The sequence below is a fragment of the Thermorhabdus hydrogeniformans genome (assembly GCF_049310025.1).
Classification (GTDB): Bacteria; Bacillota; Thermosediminibacteria; order Thermosediminibacterales; family Tepidanaerobacteraceae; genus JBJYKD01.
This window is the reverse complement of record NZ_JBJYKD010000004.1, coordinates 123,823-139,638: the sequence shown is the minus strand read 5'-3', so window position 1 is coordinate 139,638 and position 15,816 is coordinate 123,823. Positions and strand designations below refer to the sequence as shown.

Sequence of the window (15,816 nt, the reverse complement as noted above, 5' to 3'; positions counted from 1 at the left end):
TCGTTAGTTTTTATTTTTCAAGCCGTATTTGGTTAAATATGGATTGGGGAAAAGGGGGAGTTTTTACACTGGAATCATGTTTAATTTTATGGAAAGGTCTTTCGGGAAATCGGGGTTTTGATGGGCAGGATTTATTGCATTACCTAAAAGAAACGTTATATCGGTGGCGTCTACGAGCAGCCGTGCAAGCCTCGAGGCGCCATCTTTGCTGTTCAACTGTTTTAAGTCGGAGAATTTTATCCGGGGCATGACATATCTTTGCAAGATTTCCCTCGTCCTGGCAAGGGTGAGTACCCCTTCGGTTACCAGATCAATCCCCTTAATGCGGGCTGTTGGCGGAATTCTGGGGTCGATAAATTCGGTGGATGTTTCAAGCTCCCTTTTCAACACCCTCGCCACAATCCGGGCGGCTGTCCCACCGCATACAACCTTCTGGCCGGGCGCCGTCATCAATTCTTCCACGGCTTTTTCGTCGTCCCCGGTATTCCGGGGCGGGCCGGTGAAAATCACCAGCGGCCTGGGCCTGATGATTTTCACGGCCATGATTGTGGCGTCGTCTCCAGCCCTGTCCAGGTAAAAATTTAGAGTAACTGTCGAGAGTAGCTTGACAAGATTTTTTACACTGTTTTCAGACCTGGACACTTTCTCAATGTATTGAGCAATGTTTTCCCATTGCCACCCAAGGTTCAGGAGGCCGCCTACACCGGCGTGAACCACCCCGTCGCTGACGGCAATCAGCATGTCATCCTCCTCTACCTTGAACCTGGACTCGGTTATTTCCTTTTCGGCTATTTTCCTCTGTGTGCCGTTTAGGTTTTTTATCCTTCCATTTCTTAAATAAAAGACCGGCGGATTGCCGTACTCCACTATATAACAATTGCCTTTACAATCGACCATTATTATTGTAAAGGTGGAGTACGCAATTTTTCTCACCTTACACACCGGCAAGGTGGAAACCATGGTCTGAACGGTCTCGTCAATGGATGCCCCTTCTTTTAACATCGTGGCGGCTATCTTGGTGGTAAGGGTGGACAGTATATTGGCCTTTACGCCGCTGCCAAGGCCGTCAGCCAGCACGAGGATGGTCTTTTCCGGGTCCTGAACCACTTCCACCTTATCCCCGCAAAGCTCCTCACCATATTTGTTTATGCTTTCCCAGCAAACTTCAGTCCTTATTTTCATTTTCGTCACCCGGCATTTCTTCTATCAAAAGCCGTTTTATCTTATTGAGCATGACTTTGGTCTCTGCGGTGGTCTCTCCCAACAGGCTTGCGATTTCCTGGGCCACCCTCATCTGTTTTTCAATTACCTGCTGGGTGGTATCTATGGTTTTCTTTCTAATTTCAATATTTCTCTGGCGTGCTCTTTCCTGCTCGGTTATATCGGATATAATTCCGATTATAAGGTCGTGTCCCTTGAGGTAGTAAATGTTCTGAAGGGTAACGAGACCGTATTCCTGAATATTCACCTTTTTATTGATTATATTCTCATGAGTTTCGCATACGTATCTAAAATCTTTATCGTCAAACAACAAACTCAGAGGTTTCTGGTAAAGCTTTCTGCCATCTGTTTGGAACATTTGTTCGGCCGCCGGGTTGAATTCCTGTATCGTCATGTCATGGCTGACCGCGATCAGGGCATTGGGAGTGGAGTCGATTATGAGGTTTGACAGGGATTCGGCCCTGTTTCTCATGTATGGCATGCACATATATGTTTCCGCCATACCATTATAAACCGCCATCGCCTTCTCGCGGCATGTATTGTAGCCGCAGGCGCCGCAGTTAAGCTGGTGCTCCCTACGGTATTTGCCTATTTTGGCAAGTATCTGTTGAATCTCTTCTTCGGCGGGATATTTTATATCTACGGGTACGGCCTTGAAATCTTTTTTAAGTTCCAATGAAAAGTTACCATCAGCCAACCCACTCATACCAGTACCGGCGGCAGGCCGACTGTGGTTTGAAGCAAATTCTCTTATGCGCTGAAGCCTGCTGAAGCGTCCCGCCTGCGTCTCCCCCACTGCCGGTCCTCCGCCACAACCCCCATGACAGGCGTTAATCTCTATCCAGGTGCCTTTTAATTCTCCATTTTTGAGTTCGTCCAGTATTATCATGCAGTTTTCCATGCCGTCAACGGAGATAAAGCTGCGCCACCTGTCTTCTATAAAAGGCTCTACGGTCTTGAAGCCGCCTCCGGGTAGAGGATAAAAATTGGCGTCATCAACAAAAGCATCCTGCCGCTCATCAATTTCTTCACTGCCGGGGTCTATGCCCTTTTCCGCCCACCATGCCTTGAGCTCTTCAAAGGTAATTACCGCGTCAATGGCGCTGGCACTTTCATCATGAATTTCCACTTTTTTTGCAAGACAGGGGCCGATAAATACCACCTTTGAGTGGCCTTTTATTTTCTTTAAATATCTCCCGTGAGCCTCCATAGGGGACACGACGGGTATCATATATTTTACGAGCTCGGGATAGTATTTTTCTATAAGATAATTTACAGCGGGGCACGCGGTTGTAATGAGAATTGACTTGCTTTTATCGTTGTAGTGTTTTAAATATTCGGCGGCTATAAGCCTCGCTCCTACAGATGTCTGGTACACGCCGGAAAAACCGAGCCTCCTGACGGCAGCAACCATCTGACTATAATGCCGGAAAGAAAAAGCTCCCGCAAAAGAAGGCGCCAGGCTGACCGCCACATCATCGTCATTTTTCAGCAGTTCCTTTACTTTTTCAATATCGTTTCTAACGGTTTTGGCGTTTTGCGGGCAAACCGTAAGACAGGTACCGCACGTAATGCATCTTTCTTCGACTATCTCCGCCTGGTGATTATTCATGCGTATCGCCTTGACGGGGCATGACCTGATGCACTTGTAGCAATTTTTACAGTTAGCCCTGGCAAAATTTATTACCCCCACTGCATTCCCCCCAGTATTTTTTCCTTAAAAAATTCCTCGGCTTTTTCCCTATCAATCGAAAACGGCCCCTCTCCGTTGACCTTTACCGATACGGGGTTGGTGCAGTTTCCACAGCAGAATTCCGCTTTAAGTTCCACTTCATGTTCAAGGTTAAACTCCTTTATAAGTCTCTCAAAGACTCTGATGACATCGTAGGAACCCCTGAGGTGACAGGAACTCCCCACGCAAACGCTGACGGTTTTCATGAAATCCCAGCTCCATCTTTCATTAAATTATCTCTACATTATATTATATAACAAAAAAGGAGATTGTCAATGTTTTAACAATCCCCGGCCAAAGCTTATCTCCATGAAACAGATTCAGCGGCAGAAAAAACCAGGAAAATTCCGTATATAAAAAATTAATCAGGTGGGCAGATCTTTTTTATAAATGAGACTTATATCACTTCCAATATTCCCAAGGCGCTCTCTTACTTTTTTAACTTTATCCAGATCATACCCAATCAGTTCCGCTATCTCCTCATCGCCCAAACCCAGTGCCACAGCATCCAAAAATAAATAGAGATCCACCCCGTAGTCCCTTTTTATTTCATCTGCACTTACTCCCAATTTCCCAAAAAAACCGTCACTTTTATTTTTCATAGAAAGCTCAAACTCCCTGCAAAATCAATATATTTCTAATGTAACAAATCAGACTTTTCTTTCACCCTGTCTACTTCGATATTGCCTTCCTCGTCTATCCACGCCGACTTTATTTCACCGAGATTCCTTATCCCCTTTTTTCTCAATTCACCGAGCAACTGCTCTATACCGACACCCGTTCTATCCAGGTTGTCCTGAACCACCTGACCGCCCGCAATGACCAGAGTGGGGAAAATTCCCTGGCTGGACCACAGCCCCAGGTCTTTTGGGGTAACAGTCTGCATCTGCTTCTTCTTAATAATACTGAGCTTGCCGTTGGGTTCGATGGTAGCTTCTTCTACTTCATTTATATTGGAAATATTTTTTTCCCTCAGCAGGATGAGAAGGTCCGCCATGGTAATTCTCTCTTTTTTCATGTTGCGTATAATCACTTCGCCATTTCGAACCAGTACCGTGGAAGTGCCCTGCAGGAAATTTTCTATCTTCCTGTTTTTTGTTATTATTACCGAAAGCAGGTAGTTCAGTACAGACATTATTATCACCGGAACGATTCCAAAGCTCAATTTTATTTTGTCATCTTCAAGGGGTATGGCAATAGCAGAACCCATAATTATTATTACGATAAGGTCGAAAGGCGATAGCTGGGCTATGGTTCTCTTCCCCATAAACCGCACCAGGACCAGGCTCACGCCAAAAAGAATTATCGATTTATAAGTGTGCATAAGAAACTCTTTCAACATCTGGCGTTACCCCGCATGTCTTCTGCCATATCGTCAAAAAGTTTTACCATGCCGTTTAAATTGCCCATCAATAACAGGCCGCCTTCCGCCTCGGTCAGGGCTTCGGCGGCTTTCAGCAGTGATTTTTGAATGTCTTTTGCTAGAAGATCCCGGGTTTCGTAGATTTTCCTGCCCAGCGCCGTCAACAATCTTCCCGTTCCGGTTATGTCTTTTTTTTCAATAAAACCCATTATGGCTTCGCTCATTAACTTTATCTCCTCCATATTTTTATCTATCTTTATTAAACTTGAAGTTTTCATCAGCGATTGCTGGAGATTTTCGTCAAGTTCTTTTTCCACCGACTTCACGGAACTTATGAAGTTTTCGATGTCTCCTTTAAACGTCAGCATTATGCCGGCTTTCAAAATCGGGTTTTCCATAAATTTAGCCTCCCACTGCCTTCTGTATTTATTTTTAAGGTACAGCTTCGTTTTTATACGCCAGCTTTTACAATGAATACCTGCTTGGCTAGGCCGATAAATTTTGCTATACTAAAAAAAAATGTCAAATCAGATACATATGAGGTGGAAAATGAAAAGGTTTTCTTATCTTACGGCTATTTTTTTCTTTTTCATCAACCTTCTAAACGTCGCTGCTGCATCGGCTGAACCCCGCCTGGAGCCTCCTACCATAACAGGCAACGCTGGCGTTTTGATGGATGCTGAAACGGGAAAGGTCTTGTATGAGAAAAACGCTCATTTAAGAATGGAACCAGCCAGCACCACAAAAATCATGACGGCCATTTTAGCACTGGAAAAAGGGGATTTATCGGATGTGGTAGTAACCGGCAGGGAACCGACCCTTGTCGACGGCACGAGGATTTACCTGGAAGAGGGTGAGAAGCTCACCCTGGAACAGATGTTATACGCCATGCTTTTAAATTCCGCCAATGACGCGGCGGTGGCAATAGCGGAACACATAGGCGGAAACGTGCCCTCTTTTGTAAAAATGATGAATGAAAAGGCCCGGGAAATAGGCGCCAGAGATACGACCTTTGTCAATCCCCATGGACTGACCGATGAAGGGCACCTGACTACGGCTTATGACCTGGCCCTGATGGCGAGATACGCACTCGTAAATTTTCCGGAGTTCAGGAAGATTGTTGCAACTAAAACATTAAATATACCGTGGCAGGGAAAGGAATGGGACAGGCGACTGGTAAATCTCAATAAACTCCTCTGGAATTATGATGGCGCAGATGGGGTAAAGACGGGGTACACCAGTTCTGCGGGGCAAACCCTGGTGGCTTCGGCCACACGAAACGGATGGCAGTTAATAGCTGTGGTCCTCAAATCCAGGGGCCGGAACATATGGAGCGATGCCGAGTCGTTATTGAATTACGGTTTTGACAATTTTCAAAAGGAAGACGTGATTACAAAGGGCGCGGTTATCGCCAGAGAAAAAGTTAAGTTCGGCGGCCAGGTGGAACTGGTAACATCAACAGACTTTACTGCGGTGCTGCCCAAAGGCAGTTCTCCAATTACTCAAAAGATGGTCTTAAAGCCGCGTTTGACAGCCCCCGTGAAAAAGGGGGATGTCCTTGGAGAACTCGAATTTTATTCAGGAAACGAAAAAGTAGGCAGTGTTGAGCTGGTGGCAAAAAACGACATCCCCAGGAAGATTTATACAAGATGGTGGTTCTGGCCCGTATGTATTTTGATTGCCTTATACACTCCCTTCAGGATATTGGTGGGCATAAGGAGACACAGAAGATACAAAAACAGGGTAACTTACATATCTTATATAAAAAAATATTAAGTTGTCCATACAGCCCGTAAAAACAAAATTTGCTTTCATTGAAAAAAAATCGTTTTACAGTGGCGGTGACGGCAAATCTCAATCAATATGCAAGTTTTTGGGCCTTTCTCTCAGCCGGCGTGAAAAAACCCCCAAAAAACCGGGGGTTTAAAAATTTGTAACTTTTTTTGATTATTAACCGGAAAATCTTCACTTCAGCACATACACTGTAACCCATCGCCTGCCGAAGCGTCTGGCTTCGGCCCGGGTTTCCATAAAAAGGTCGATCTTCTCGCCCTTTATGGCTCCTCCGGTATCCTCCGCTCTTCCGAAACCGTAACCGTCGATATAAAGCCGGGAACCCAGAGGTATTACCTCGGGGTCTACTGCCACCACTCCCGCCCTGGGCTTTGTATCGGTGGCTGTAAGACTCCCTGTATGCGTGTAAGCGGTGGCGAGCATGCGAAGTTTTCGCGTATAAGCGAACTCTATACCGCCGCGCGACGCCACCAGCATGGAACCCGCCAGAACGATTTTCGGCTTAGGCGGTTTTATCACAACGCTTTGGGATTTTTTGGAAACCACCTTGCCGTTTTCCAGGGTCATGGTCGTTATAATCCTTTCCTGACCCACTTCGCCCTGCTGTATTACCTTTTTCTGGCCCACGGGGAGCCCCGGGTCTTTTCTAGTTATGATCTCATAGGGTATCTCCTTCAATTCCTGGACTATCTTTTGATTGACACGGATTACGGTAATCTGCCCTGGCTTATCTATGTATTCGGCAAGACCCGGTTCTACCCTGTCCTCTTTGCCAAGATTTATACCGGCTTTTGACAGCAAATTATTTACCGTATCAGGTTGCGATCTTATTACTTTTTCCTTCCCATCGTATAAAATTTTAACGGGAAAGGCCCTTTTTATTTCTATTTTCATACCGTCTTCCAACGGCCTCTCGGGTCCGGGAACAACAACATCCTCAGGAGCCAGATTTATATTTTGATTTCTGATGAGTTCCCCAACGGTGCGTGAAAAGGTCGAAACCTTCACAATCCTTCCATCAGCACTGACGGTTACATCTTTTTTCAGGTACAGGTAACATGCTATTCCTGAAAGAGCCGCAAAGATTACAATACCTATAAGCGTCTTTCGGGTTTTTGTAAAAGCCACCGTATACCCCCTTTTAAAAAAGCAAATGATTAATATATTCGACGTCGGCGTAAAAAATCCTTTTTTAAATTATTTCCTTATGGTATATTATTCCCCGCACATTAAAATTATATACAGGGCAAAGCCAGCCCTATTCAAACATTATGTCTTTCCATCGCCCCTTTTTGAATCTGAAGCCCATCAAAACGGCTTCAACAAAAAACTGTATTACCGTTGCCACCCACACATAAGCCAGGTCCTTATTCAAAATGAATACCACCGTATATATCAGAGGAAGCCTCACCATCCAGATGCTCACCAGGCTTACCAGAAACGGACCTTTGGTGTCCCCTGCTCCTTTCAGTGCTCCGGATAAAGTCATGGAAATGGCTATGGTGGGCTGTTCAAAAGCGCCTATCCTTATGCACCTGGCGGCAAGTTCCCTGACTCCGGGGATATCTGTAAAAAACCCCATCAGCCACCCGGGAAACAAAAAGAACACACCACCAATAAAACTCATTAAAATCAGGGAATATTTCGTGGATTCCCAGCCGCTGGTTTCGGCCATTTTTTCCTTCCTCGCCCCGAGGTTCTGACCTACGAGACTGGATGCGGCTACCGAAAAGCCGTATCCGGGCATAAAGGACATGGACTCAGCGCTGACGGCCACCTGGTTGGCGGCAAAAGCCACAGTACCCAGGTGAGCAATCCAGAGTGAAGAGATTAGCCTGCTGCCGCTGTAAGAAAGTTCTTCCAGGGAGGCCGGCAGACTTAATTTAATAAGTTGTTTAACAAGCGGAATATCTATTTTAAAAATATCATTGAATCTTAACCTGACGCCATTTTTGCCACGGGATACGTAGCCGATTGTTATTATAGCTCCAAAAAACTGAGCCAGGGTGGTGGCCGCCGCCGCTCCGCTCACTTCCCACCGCGGGAAACCGAAGTGCCCAAAAATCAACACATAATCTCCCACTATGTTTATGGAATTGGCCACCAGAGCCGATATCATGGGAAGTCTGGTATTCCCCGCTCCCCGCAGCGCGGAATTCATCACAAGGGTGGGGATCATGAAGAAAATTCCTATAGAAACAATCCGGAGGTAAGCTGTACCCATTACCACAACTTCGGGATCCCTCATAATTAAAGAGAAAAAGGTTCTTGCCCCCAAAAATGTGGCAGCCCCTAAAAAAACGCCTATTACGGCCGATATTAAAAAAGCCTGTGTTACCACATGGTCTGCCTTTTGACGTTCTTGTGCACCCGTATAGCGGGCCACCATGGCCGCTCCCCCAGTTCCGACGGCTGCAAAAACAAAGGCCAGTGTAAAAGCCAGCTGGCCCCCAAGGCCCACAGCGCTCAACGCCTCGGCACTAAGTCTTCCAACCATGGCGGTATCAAAAATCCACACCGCGGTGTGCAATACCATTTCCGAAATGGCAGGCCACGCGAGGCGAAAAATTTCCTTTCTTAAAAGTTTTGCGGTCATACAATCCTTAGCAGCGTTTTCCATATTCACCTCGTACTCGGTAAAGTGTTTTTGCTCTTCTATTATACTTGAAATAATAAATTTTGCAAATGATTATTGATAATTGAACGACAGAAAAGGCGGAACTAGTGAATACGAGTTCCGCCCTCGAATTAACATATCATATTTTCATCATTTGCTCATGTTCTTGAGTGCCTTTCTCATTCTTTCATAGCCGTCGTTCAGGTCGTCTTCGGATACCGTCAGAATAGGCCTGAAGCGGATGCCGTGAGTGCCCGAAGGCAGGACCAGCATCTTTTGTTCATAACAGGCTTTCCTGAACTCGTCGCGCAGGATGGGGTTGGGAAGGTCGAAAGCCGCCATCAGGCCTTTATACCTCACATTGCTTATCAGTTCAGGAAATTCTCTTTCGATGGCGTGCAAATGCTCATGCAGTATCCTGGATACTTGATTTACGTAATCAAGCACTTTGTCTTCCTTAAATATTTCCAAAATCCTGGTGGAACGCACCATGTCGCACAGATTCCCGCCCCAGGTGGAATTGATCCGGCTGCTCTCTGTAAAACAGTTGTTTTTCACTTCATCTACCCTTTCATTGGCAAGTATACCGCAGACCTGGGCTTTTTTCCCGAAAGCGAATATATCCGGTTTGACTCCGTAGTGCTCCCAGGCCCACATCTTGCCCGTTATGCCCATTCCACACTGTACCTCATCGAAAATGAGCATTATGTCGTTTTCGTCACAGATGCTCCGGAGCTCCCGGAAGAATTCGGCCCTGAAGTGGTTGTCGCCGCCTTCACCCTGTATTGTTTCTATAATAATTGCGCAAATATCGTCGGGATTTTCAGCTATGGCCTTCCTTATCTGGCTCAAAGATTCTTCTTCGGCCTTTTTTACTTCTTCCAGATGTTCTTCCAATGGCCACTTTATCTTCGGGTTCAGTACCCTCGGCCAATCTCTGAATTTGGTGAAATACATGTATTTTCTCGGGTCGGCCGTATTTGTCAGAGAAAGAGTGTAACCGCTGCGCCCGTGGAAGGCCTCCTTAAAGTGAATTACTTTAGTTCCCCTTTCGGCGCTTTCTTTATAACCTTTCTCCAGATTCTTACGAACCTTCCAGTCCATGGCGACTTTAATGGCATTTTCCACAGCAAGGGTCCCGTAGTCTATTAGGAACAGATGATTGTAACCCTCGGGAGCCGCCACTTCCATGAAGGTTTTTACAAAAGTGGCCATTTCAACCGTATATATGTCGGAGTTGGCCACCTTATTTACCGCCGCCCGGAAAACCCTTTCTTTAAATTCTTCATTAGCCAATTTCGGATGGTTTAGACCCAGCGGGGAAGAAGCAAAAAATGTATAAAAATCAAGCCAATCGGTACCGTCGCGGGCGTCTATAATGTGGCTCCCATGGGATTTTCCCAGGTCTACAACGATCGGGAAACCGTCCACAAGCATATATTTTTCCAGTGTTGAAAGAACTTCCTCGGGTCTTACCATAGAGCGATCCCCTCCCCTTTATTTTGAGAATTGAATTTAGCTGAAATATGTATTTCTAACGCTTTCATCACTCCCTTTATATAAAAAATAAAAATTTTGTATGCTATACTATATAAGTGGAAATTGCAATTTTCATGCCATTTTGCTTAGGCTGAATTTACTGTTTTGTCAAAAGAAACTGCCGATTGATTTTCAGCGGTTTGCCTGATTACCGGCAATCAAATTAATTGACACTTCACATCGTGGATTGTATAATCATAAATAAAAATAAGGGGGTTTTTCAATGGCAAGCAGTGAAGAAATTATCAAGCTTACGGAAGAATACAGCGCCCACAATTACCACCCTTTGCCCGTTGTCATATCCAAAGCCGAAGGTGTCTGGGTTGAAGACCTGGAAGGCAACCGCTACATGGACATGCTAAGCGCATATTCGGCTGTCAATCAAGGCCACAGGCATCCCAAAATCATTGCAGCCCTAAAAAAGCAGGCCGACAGGGTCACCCTTACGTCAAGAGCCTTCCATAACGACCAACTGGGGCCCTTCTGCAAAAAAGTGGCCGACTTAACCGGCAAGGATATGGTGCTTCCCATGAACACCGGTGCTGAAGCCGTAGAAACCGCCATAAAGGCAGCCAGGCGGTGGGCATATGACATAAAAAAAGTTCCTGAAAACCGGGCGGAAATCATTGTCTGCGAAGGAAATTTCCACGGCCGCACGACCACCATCATTTCTTTTTCCTCGGAGGAAGATTATAAGCGCGGGTTCGGTCCATTTACTCCCGGCTTCAAGATCATCCCTTACGGAGATATCCAAGCCTTGAAAGCCGCAATCACTCCAAACACCGCGGCATTTCTCGTAGAACCCATTCAGGGCGAAGCGGGGATAAAAATTCCAGGCGCGGGTTTCCTCAAAAAGGCCTATGAGCTGTGCAGGGAAAACAACACATTATTCATAGCGGATGAAATACAGACGGGTTTGGGGCGTACCGGAAAACTTTTTGCCTGCGATTGGGAGAACGTGGTCCCCGATGTATACATCCTTGGCAAAGCGCTGGGCGGCGGTGTGATTCCCATTTCCGCTGTAGTTGCCGATAAGGAAATCCTTGGGGTGTTTGAACCCGGCTCCCACGGCTCCACTTTCGGAGGGAATCCGCTGGCCTGTGCGTGCGCAATTGCGGCCCTGGATGTCATTGAGGAGGAAAATCTCGTTCAGAGGTCTCTGGAAATGGGCGAATACTTCATGAGTAAATTGAAGGAAATAAAAAATCCGGTTATAAAAGAAATAAGGGGAAAGGGCCTGCTGATCGGCATAGAACTTAAAGAAAACGCCAGACCTTATTGTGAAAAACTAAAGGCGAACGGCTTATTATGTAAAGACACTCATGAAACGGTTATTCGCCTGGCTCCTCCGCTTGTAATATCCAAAGATGAAATCGACTGGGCCTTCGAAAGAATTAAAAACGTTTTAGGATAATTAATATAACAAAATAAAAAGGCCATTGACTTTATTTTTTATCAACGGCCCGAAGCTATGGATTTTTATCCATAGCTTTTAAATTATTAGAATACTATTAGATTCATTTCTAGATTCTTTGGCTTTTCGGATAGCACGGGGGCAAATGAATTTACATGGCCGTGGTCAAATCCTTAATTACAGGGATTTCATCACAGTTGGGAAACTTCGGACAATTGACACAGTCCTTCCAGGCCTTTTGAGGCAGAGTGTTGTAGTCCACCACCCGGAAGCCGCACTTTATAAAAAAATCCCGTTGGTAAGTAAGGGCCATCACCCGGGAAACTCCCAGGTTTCTTGCCTCTTCCACCAGCAATTCCACCAGGCATTTCCCCCATCCCTTTTTAACCCGGTGAGGCGCAATGGCAAGAGAACGTATTTCAGCCAGATCCGCCCAAATTATGTGCAATGCCCCACAACCAACAATTTCTCCTTTATCTTCGGCCAGAGTAAAATCCCGGAGATTTTCGTAAATGGAAAGCCGGGATCTGGCCAGCATTAAACCCTGTTTTGCATAGTAGTTTACCAGTGAGTATATGGTTTCAACATCATTGATAACAGCTTTTCTGAAGACAGCCATGGGATTAGCGCTCTGATACCCTTCCCCGGGGTGGGCAAGTTGAGCTTCTTTTCTCCTTTCTTAAAAATAATTTTTATTACTATATAAAGGTGGAAAGTATCATGTGGAAGCCAGAGGCACCATTGATTTCAAAAAAATATATCGTTTTTACGAATATTGGTCTAGCACTTCCCTGAGTATCTCGATGGCGGCATCCACATGGCTTTCGGTTATGGTCAAGGGAGGTAAGAAGCGAAGCACCGATGGACCGACGCAATTTATCAATAGCCCCCGCTCCTGGCAGGCATCGACCAGTGGGTGTCCGTCGATATCAAGTTCCATTCCAAGCATCAAACCCTTGCCGCGGACTTCCCTAATGCAGGAAAATTCCCTGGCCAGCGACTCCAGCCTGCTCTGAAAATAGGCACCCACCCTTGCCGCGTTTTCCGGGAGTTTCTCTTCCAGAATGGTGGTCAAGGCGGCTATACCGGCGGCACAAGCAAGGGGATTTCCTCCAAAGGTGGAGGCATGGTCCCCCGGTTGGAAAGCTCCGGCCACCTCTTCGGTGGCCACCACCGCACCGATGGGCACACCACCCCCCAGAGCTTTTGCCAGTGTCATGATATCGGGTTCCACCCCGTAATGCTGGTAGGCAAAAAGCTTTCCGGTTCGTCCCAGACCGCATTGAATCTCATCGAAAATAAGCACCATGTCCCGAGCATCGCAAATTTCCCTGATCCCACGTAAAAACTCGGGAGTGGCCACATTCACACCTCCCTCTCCCTGCAAGGGCTCCACCATTATGCCGCAGGTGCAGGGGCCGACGGCTTGTTGTACAGCCTCGAGGTCGTTAAAAGGCACATACTTAAAACCTTCCGGGAGAGGTGCAAATCCCCGCTGATATCTGTCCTGGCCGGTAGCTGCCAGAGCGGCCAGGGTTCTTCCGTGAAAGGATTTTTTCATGGTGATAATTTCAAATCTCTCGTTGTACCCCCTGACTCTGGCATATTTCCTCGCAAGTTTAATCGCGCCTTCGTTGGCTTCCGCACCGCTGTTGGCGAAGAAAACCCTGTCTCCGAAGGAGTTCTCCACCAGCATCCTGGCAAGTTCAACCTGGGGCTCGATCCAGTAGAGGTTGGAACAATGGATCAGCGTGCGGGCCTGCTCAATAATGGCCCCCACCACGCGGGGATGGCAATGCCCCAGAGAGTTTACAGCCAGTCCACCAGCAAAGTCCAGGTAGCGTTTCCCCGATTCATCCCAGACCCAGACCCCTTCACCTCTTACCGGGACCAGAGAAAGTCGACCGTAAGTATTCATAACATATTGTCGGCCCCTTTTTATAATTTCTTGAGCTTGCATTAACCATACCCCTTTTCTATATATTATAAATATTTTTTCTTTCGGAAAAATCTTTTATTTAACTATGGTGGTGCCTGTACCATTTCCGGTAAATATCTCCGCCAATATTGAGTGGGGAATTCGACCGTCAATGATATGGGTACTGGACACACCGGCCTGCAGTGCCCTCACGCAGCACTGCACTTTCGGAATCATCCCTCCGGAAATAACCCCCCTTTCAATGAGTTCGGACGCCTCGGAAGCCTTTATTGTAGATATAAAAGAAGCAGTATCGGAAAAGTCGGCGAAAATGCCTCTTACATCGGTTAAAAGTACCAGCTTATCCGCCTTCAAAGAGATAGCCATTTCTCCGGCCACGTAATCCGCATTGATATTGTAAGTTTCTCCTCCCGGCCCATAGCCGACGGGGGCCACCACAGGAATATACCCTGCTGTTGTGACTACCTCAATAATTTCAGGATTTATTTTTTCCACATCGCCCACAAAGCCCAGGTCTATTGGAATATCGCCGCTTCCTTCTTTTTTTACCTTCCCATATCTCTTTCTTGCCCGGATGAGATTCCCATCCTTGCCGCTAAGCCCTACGGCTTTACCCCCGCACTGGTGGATGAGAAAAACAATCTCCTTGTTTATTTTGCCAGCGAGAACCATTTCCGTGATTTCCATGGTTTTTGCATCTGTAACCCGCAACCCATCTACAAACACGGTCTTCTTGCCCATTTTTTCCAGCATTGAGGTAATCTCCGGCCCGCCTCCGTGAACCAGAACAGGATGAATCCCCAATAATTTCATAAGGACGACATCTTCCATAAGTGATTTTTTAAGTTCATCATTTATCATCACGTTACCGCCCAGTTTAATTACCACGCACTTGCCATGATACCTCCTTATTGAAGGCATGGCTTCGGCCAAAATCCGGGCCTTTTCCAAAGGTGTCAGCATCACAACCACCCTCCATTGTTCATGAGAGATGCCGCTCTTTAAAGAGTCTTTTTCGGGCTTCCCGTAATTCCCATGACTTATGGATAGATTCCCGGGTATTCCAAACCCATGGTCTCGGGAAAACCGAACATCAGGTTCATGTTCTGGACCGCTTGACCGGAAGCTCCTTTTACGAGGTTGTCAATTGCCGATACCACAATCAACCTGCCGGTCCTTTCATCTACCTCCAGGCCCAAATCACAGTAATTGGATCCCCATACCCACTTTGTTTGAGGAAATTCACCCGGTTCCCTTACCCTTACGAAGGGTTTACCTTCATAAAAACGCCGGTAGGCGTCCAGGACCTCCACGGTTTTTAGATTTTCCCTGAGCAGAGCATAAGCGGTGGTCAGAATACCTCTTGTCATCGGAATCATGTGTGGAGTGAAGGTAACCGTAACATGAACACCGCATATTTTGCTTAGTTCCTGCTCAATTTCCGGTGTATGACGGTGCCGCGCCAGATTATAGGCTTTGACATTCTCATTGCATTCGGCAAAGTGGCTTTCTAAAGTTAGAGTCCTGCCGGCCCCGGATATCCCCGACTTGCTGTCAATTATGACGGAGGCGGGGTCAACCAAACCCTCTTTAAGTGCCGGGGCCAGGGCTAAAATGGCACTTGTGGGATAGCAGCCCGGATTGCCTATAACCTGCGCTTTTGCTATGGCTTCCCCATGTAATTCCGGAAGGCCGTACACCGCCTTTTTAAGGAGGTCCGGAGCTTCATGAGCCACTTGGTACCACTTCTCATAAATCGAAACGTCATCAAAGCGAAAGTCGGCCCCCAGGTCGATGACCTTCCTCCCTTGAACAGCGGCTTCCCTAACCACACGTGCCGAATGACCGTGGGGAAGAGCAACAAAAATCACATCAGATTCGGCCACTATCTGAGCGGTATCCAATTCAGAGCACTCCCGGGCGGCAAACCCACGCAAATTGGGATATACTTGGTCTATTCCCTTGCCCACATAGCTCTGGGAAATAAGCGCCGAAAATTCCACCCGGGGATGCCTGGAGAGGATTCGCACCAGTTCTTCACCGGTGTACCCGGTAGCGCCAACGATTCCCACCTTGATTTTCATGACATATCTCCCTTCCAGACAATGGCTATTTTTTTCAGGATGTCAATTGTTTATTATTATACATAAAGATGTATAAAAATACAACCCGCGAAACAAAAAAAAATAAAAACCCT

The 15,816-nt window shown here is 46.5% G+C and carries 15 protein-coding genes; 2 read left to right on the top strand and 13 right to left on the bottom strand.

Annotation, left to right across the window (positions count from 1 at the left end; translation table 11 throughout):
* Nucleotides 1–63: 63 nt before the first annotated feature.
* From ACKX14_RS03390 to ACKX14_RS03365, 6 genes are all read right to left on the bottom strand, one after another.
* Nucleotides 64–1,182, bottom strand: coding sequence for a SpoIIE family protein phosphatase (locus ACKX14_RS03390; protein WP_422444661.1), 1,119 nt, complete (start codon nucleotides 1,180–1,182; stop codon nucleotides 64–66).
* Nucleotides 1,166–2,914, bottom strand: a complete 1,749-nt coding sequence (locus ACKX14_RS03385) for a [Fe-Fe] hydrogenase large subunit C-terminal domain-containing protein (protein WP_422444659.1) — start codon at nucleotides 2,912–2,914, stop codon at nucleotides 1,166–1,168. The genes ACKX14_RS03390 and ACKX14_RS03385 overlap by 17 nt, the downstream gene beginning before the upstream one ends.
* Entirely contained in the window at nucleotides 2,905–3,159 is a 255-nt protein-coding gene (locus tag ACKX14_RS03380) for a (2Fe-2S) ferredoxin domain-containing protein (RefSeq protein ID WP_422444657.1), read from the bottom strand. The genes ACKX14_RS03385 and ACKX14_RS03380 overlap by 10 nt, the downstream gene beginning before the upstream one ends.
* Before the next feature lie 159 nt (nucleotides 3,160–3,318).
* Entirely contained in the window at nucleotides 3,319–3,555 is a 237-nt protein-coding gene (locus ACKX14_RS03375; protein ID WP_422444655.1) for a hypothetical protein, read from the bottom strand.
* Between the two features lie 35 nt (nucleotides 3,556–3,590).
* Nucleotides 3,591–4,295, bottom strand: coding sequence for a YetF domain-containing protein (locus ACKX14_RS03370; protein WP_422444653.1), 705 nt, complete (start codon nucleotides 4,293–4,295; stop codon nucleotides 3,591–3,593).
* Entirely contained in the window at nucleotides 4,289–4,714 is a 426-nt protein-coding gene (locus tag ACKX14_RS03365; protein ID WP_422444651.1) for a hypothetical protein, read from the bottom strand. Before ACKX14_RS03365 ends, ACKX14_RS03370 begins: the two co-directional genes overlap by 7 nt.
* Before the next feature lie 151 nt (nucleotides 4,715–4,865).
* On the opposite strand from ACKX14_RS03365, the gene ACKX14_RS03360 reads away from it, so the two are divergent.
* Nucleotides 4,866–6,092, top strand: a complete 1,227-nt coding sequence (locus ACKX14_RS03360) for a D-alanyl-D-alanine carboxypeptidase family protein (protein ID WP_422444649.1) — start codon at nucleotides 4,866–4,868, stop codon at nucleotides 6,090–6,092.
* A gap of 189 nt (nucleotides 6,093–6,281) precedes the next feature.
* Here the strand turns inward: ACKX14_RS03360 and ACKX14_RS03355 are convergent, their stop codons facing one another.
* The 3 genes from ACKX14_RS03355 to lat form a co-directional block, all read right to left on the bottom strand.
* On the bottom strand, nucleotides 6,282–7,238 hold the full coding sequence (locus tag ACKX14_RS03355; RefSeq protein WP_422444647.1) for a ubiquitin-like domain-containing protein: 957 nt from the start codon (nucleotides 7,236–7,238) through the stop codon (nucleotides 6,282–6,284).
* A 130-nt stretch (nucleotides 7,239–7,368) separates the two neighbouring features.
* Nucleotides 7,369–8,730: an MATE family efflux transporter gene (locus ACKX14_RS03350; protein WP_422444645.1), complete on the bottom strand. Its 1,362-nt coding sequence runs from the start codon at nucleotides 8,728–8,730 to the stop codon at nucleotides 7,369–7,371.
* A gap of 147 nt (nucleotides 8,731–8,877) precedes the next feature.
* Nucleotides 8,878–10,206, bottom strand: a complete 1,329-nt coding sequence (lat, locus tag ACKX14_RS03345) for an L-lysine 6-transaminase (RefSeq protein ID WP_422444643.1) — start codon at nucleotides 10,204–10,206, stop codon at nucleotides 8,878–8,880.
* A gap of 283 nt (nucleotides 10,207–10,489) precedes the next feature.
* Between lat and ACKX14_RS03340 the strand changes: the two genes are divergently transcribed.
* A complete protein-coding gene (locus ACKX14_RS03340; protein ID WP_422444641.1) occupies nucleotides 10,490–11,680 on the top strand; it encodes an ornithine--oxo-acid transaminase in 1,191 nt (396 codons plus the stop codon).
* 151 nt (nucleotides 11,681–11,831) lie between these two features.
* On the opposite strand, the gene ACKX14_RS03335 is transcribed toward ACKX14_RS03340, so the two are convergent.
* The 4 genes from ACKX14_RS03335 to argC all read right to left on the bottom strand — a co-directional run bounded on the left by ACKX14_RS03335 (nucleotide 11,832) and on the right by argC (nucleotide 15,703).
* Nucleotides 11,832–12,299, bottom strand: a complete 468-nt coding sequence (locus ACKX14_RS03335; protein WP_422444639.1) for an N-acetyltransferase — start codon at nucleotides 12,297–12,299, stop codon at nucleotides 11,832–11,834.
* 147 nt (nucleotides 12,300–12,446) lie between these two features.
* Nucleotides 12,447–13,640 (bottom strand): acetylornithine transaminase, encoded by a 1,194-nt coding sequence (locus ACKX14_RS03330; RefSeq protein WP_422444637.1) that lies wholly within the window; start codon nucleotides 13,638–13,640, stop codon nucleotides 12,447–12,449.
* Between the two features lie 54 nt (nucleotides 13,641–13,694).
* Nucleotides 13,695–14,582: an acetylglutamate kinase gene (gene argB, locus ACKX14_RS03325; RefSeq protein WP_422444635.1), complete on the bottom strand. Its 888-nt coding sequence runs from the start codon at nucleotides 14,580–14,582 to the stop codon at nucleotides 13,695–13,697.
* Nucleotides 14,583–14,659: 77 nt separating this feature from the next.
* Entirely contained in the window at nucleotides 14,660–15,703 is a 1,044-nt protein-coding gene (gene argC / locus ACKX14_RS03320) for an N-acetyl-gamma-glutamyl-phosphate reductase (RefSeq protein ID WP_422444633.1), read from the bottom strand.
* Nucleotides 15,704–15,816: the final 113 nt, after the last annotated feature.

Excerpts from the sequence above, each read along its gene's own strand:
- ACKX14_RS03360 (WP_422444649.1), top strand. The coding sequence starts at position 4,866 with ATGAAAAGGTTTTCTTATCTTACGGCTATTTTTTTCTTTTTCATCAAC.
- ACKX14_RS03350 (WP_422444645.1), bottom strand. The coding sequence starts at position 8,730 with ATGGAAAACGCTGCTAAGGATTGTATGACCGCAAAACTTTTAAGAAAG.
- ACKX14_RS03365 (WP_422444651.1), bottom strand. The coding sequence starts at position 4,714 with ATGGAAAACCCGATTTTGAAAGCCGGCATAATGCTGACGTTTAAAGGA.
- ACKX14_RS03330 (WP_422444637.1), bottom strand. The coding sequence starts at position 13,640 with ATGCAAGCTCAAGAAATTATAAAAAGGGGCCGACAATATGTTATGAAT.
- ACKX14_RS03340 (WP_422444641.1), top strand. The coding sequence starts at position 10,490 with ATGGCAAGCAGTGAAGAAATTATCAAGCTTACGGAAGAATACAGCGCC.
- argC (WP_422444633.1), bottom strand. The coding sequence starts at position 15,703 with ATGAAAATCAAGGTGGGAATCGTTGGCGCTACCGGGTACACCGGTGAA.
- ACKX14_RS03375 (WP_422444655.1), bottom strand. The coding sequence starts at position 3,555 with ATGAAAAATAAAAGTGACGGTTTTTTTGGGAAATTGGGAGTAAGTGCA.
- lat (WP_422444643.1), bottom strand. The coding sequence starts at position 10,206 with ATGGTAAGACCCGAGGAAGTTCTTTCAACACTGGAAAAATATATGCTT.
- argB (WP_422444635.1), bottom strand. The coding sequence starts at position 14,582 with ATGCTGACACCTTTGGAAAAGGCCCGGATTTTGGCCGAAGCCATGCCT.
- ACKX14_RS03390 (WP_422444661.1), bottom strand. The coding sequence starts at position 1,182 with ATGAAAATAAGGACTGAAGTTTGCTGGGAAAGCATAAACAAATATGGT.
- ACKX14_RS03370 (WP_422444653.1), bottom strand. The coding sequence starts at position 4,295 with ATGTTGAAAGAGTTTCTTATGCACACTTATAAATCGATAATTCTTTTT.
- ACKX14_RS03335 (WP_422444639.1), bottom strand. The coding sequence starts at position 12,299 with ATGGCTGTCTTCAGAAAAGCTGTTATCAATGATGTTGAAACCATATAC.
- ACKX14_RS03380 (WP_422444657.1), bottom strand. The coding sequence starts at position 3,159 with ATGAAAACCGTCAGCGTTTGCGTGGGGAGTTCCTGTCACCTCAGGGGT.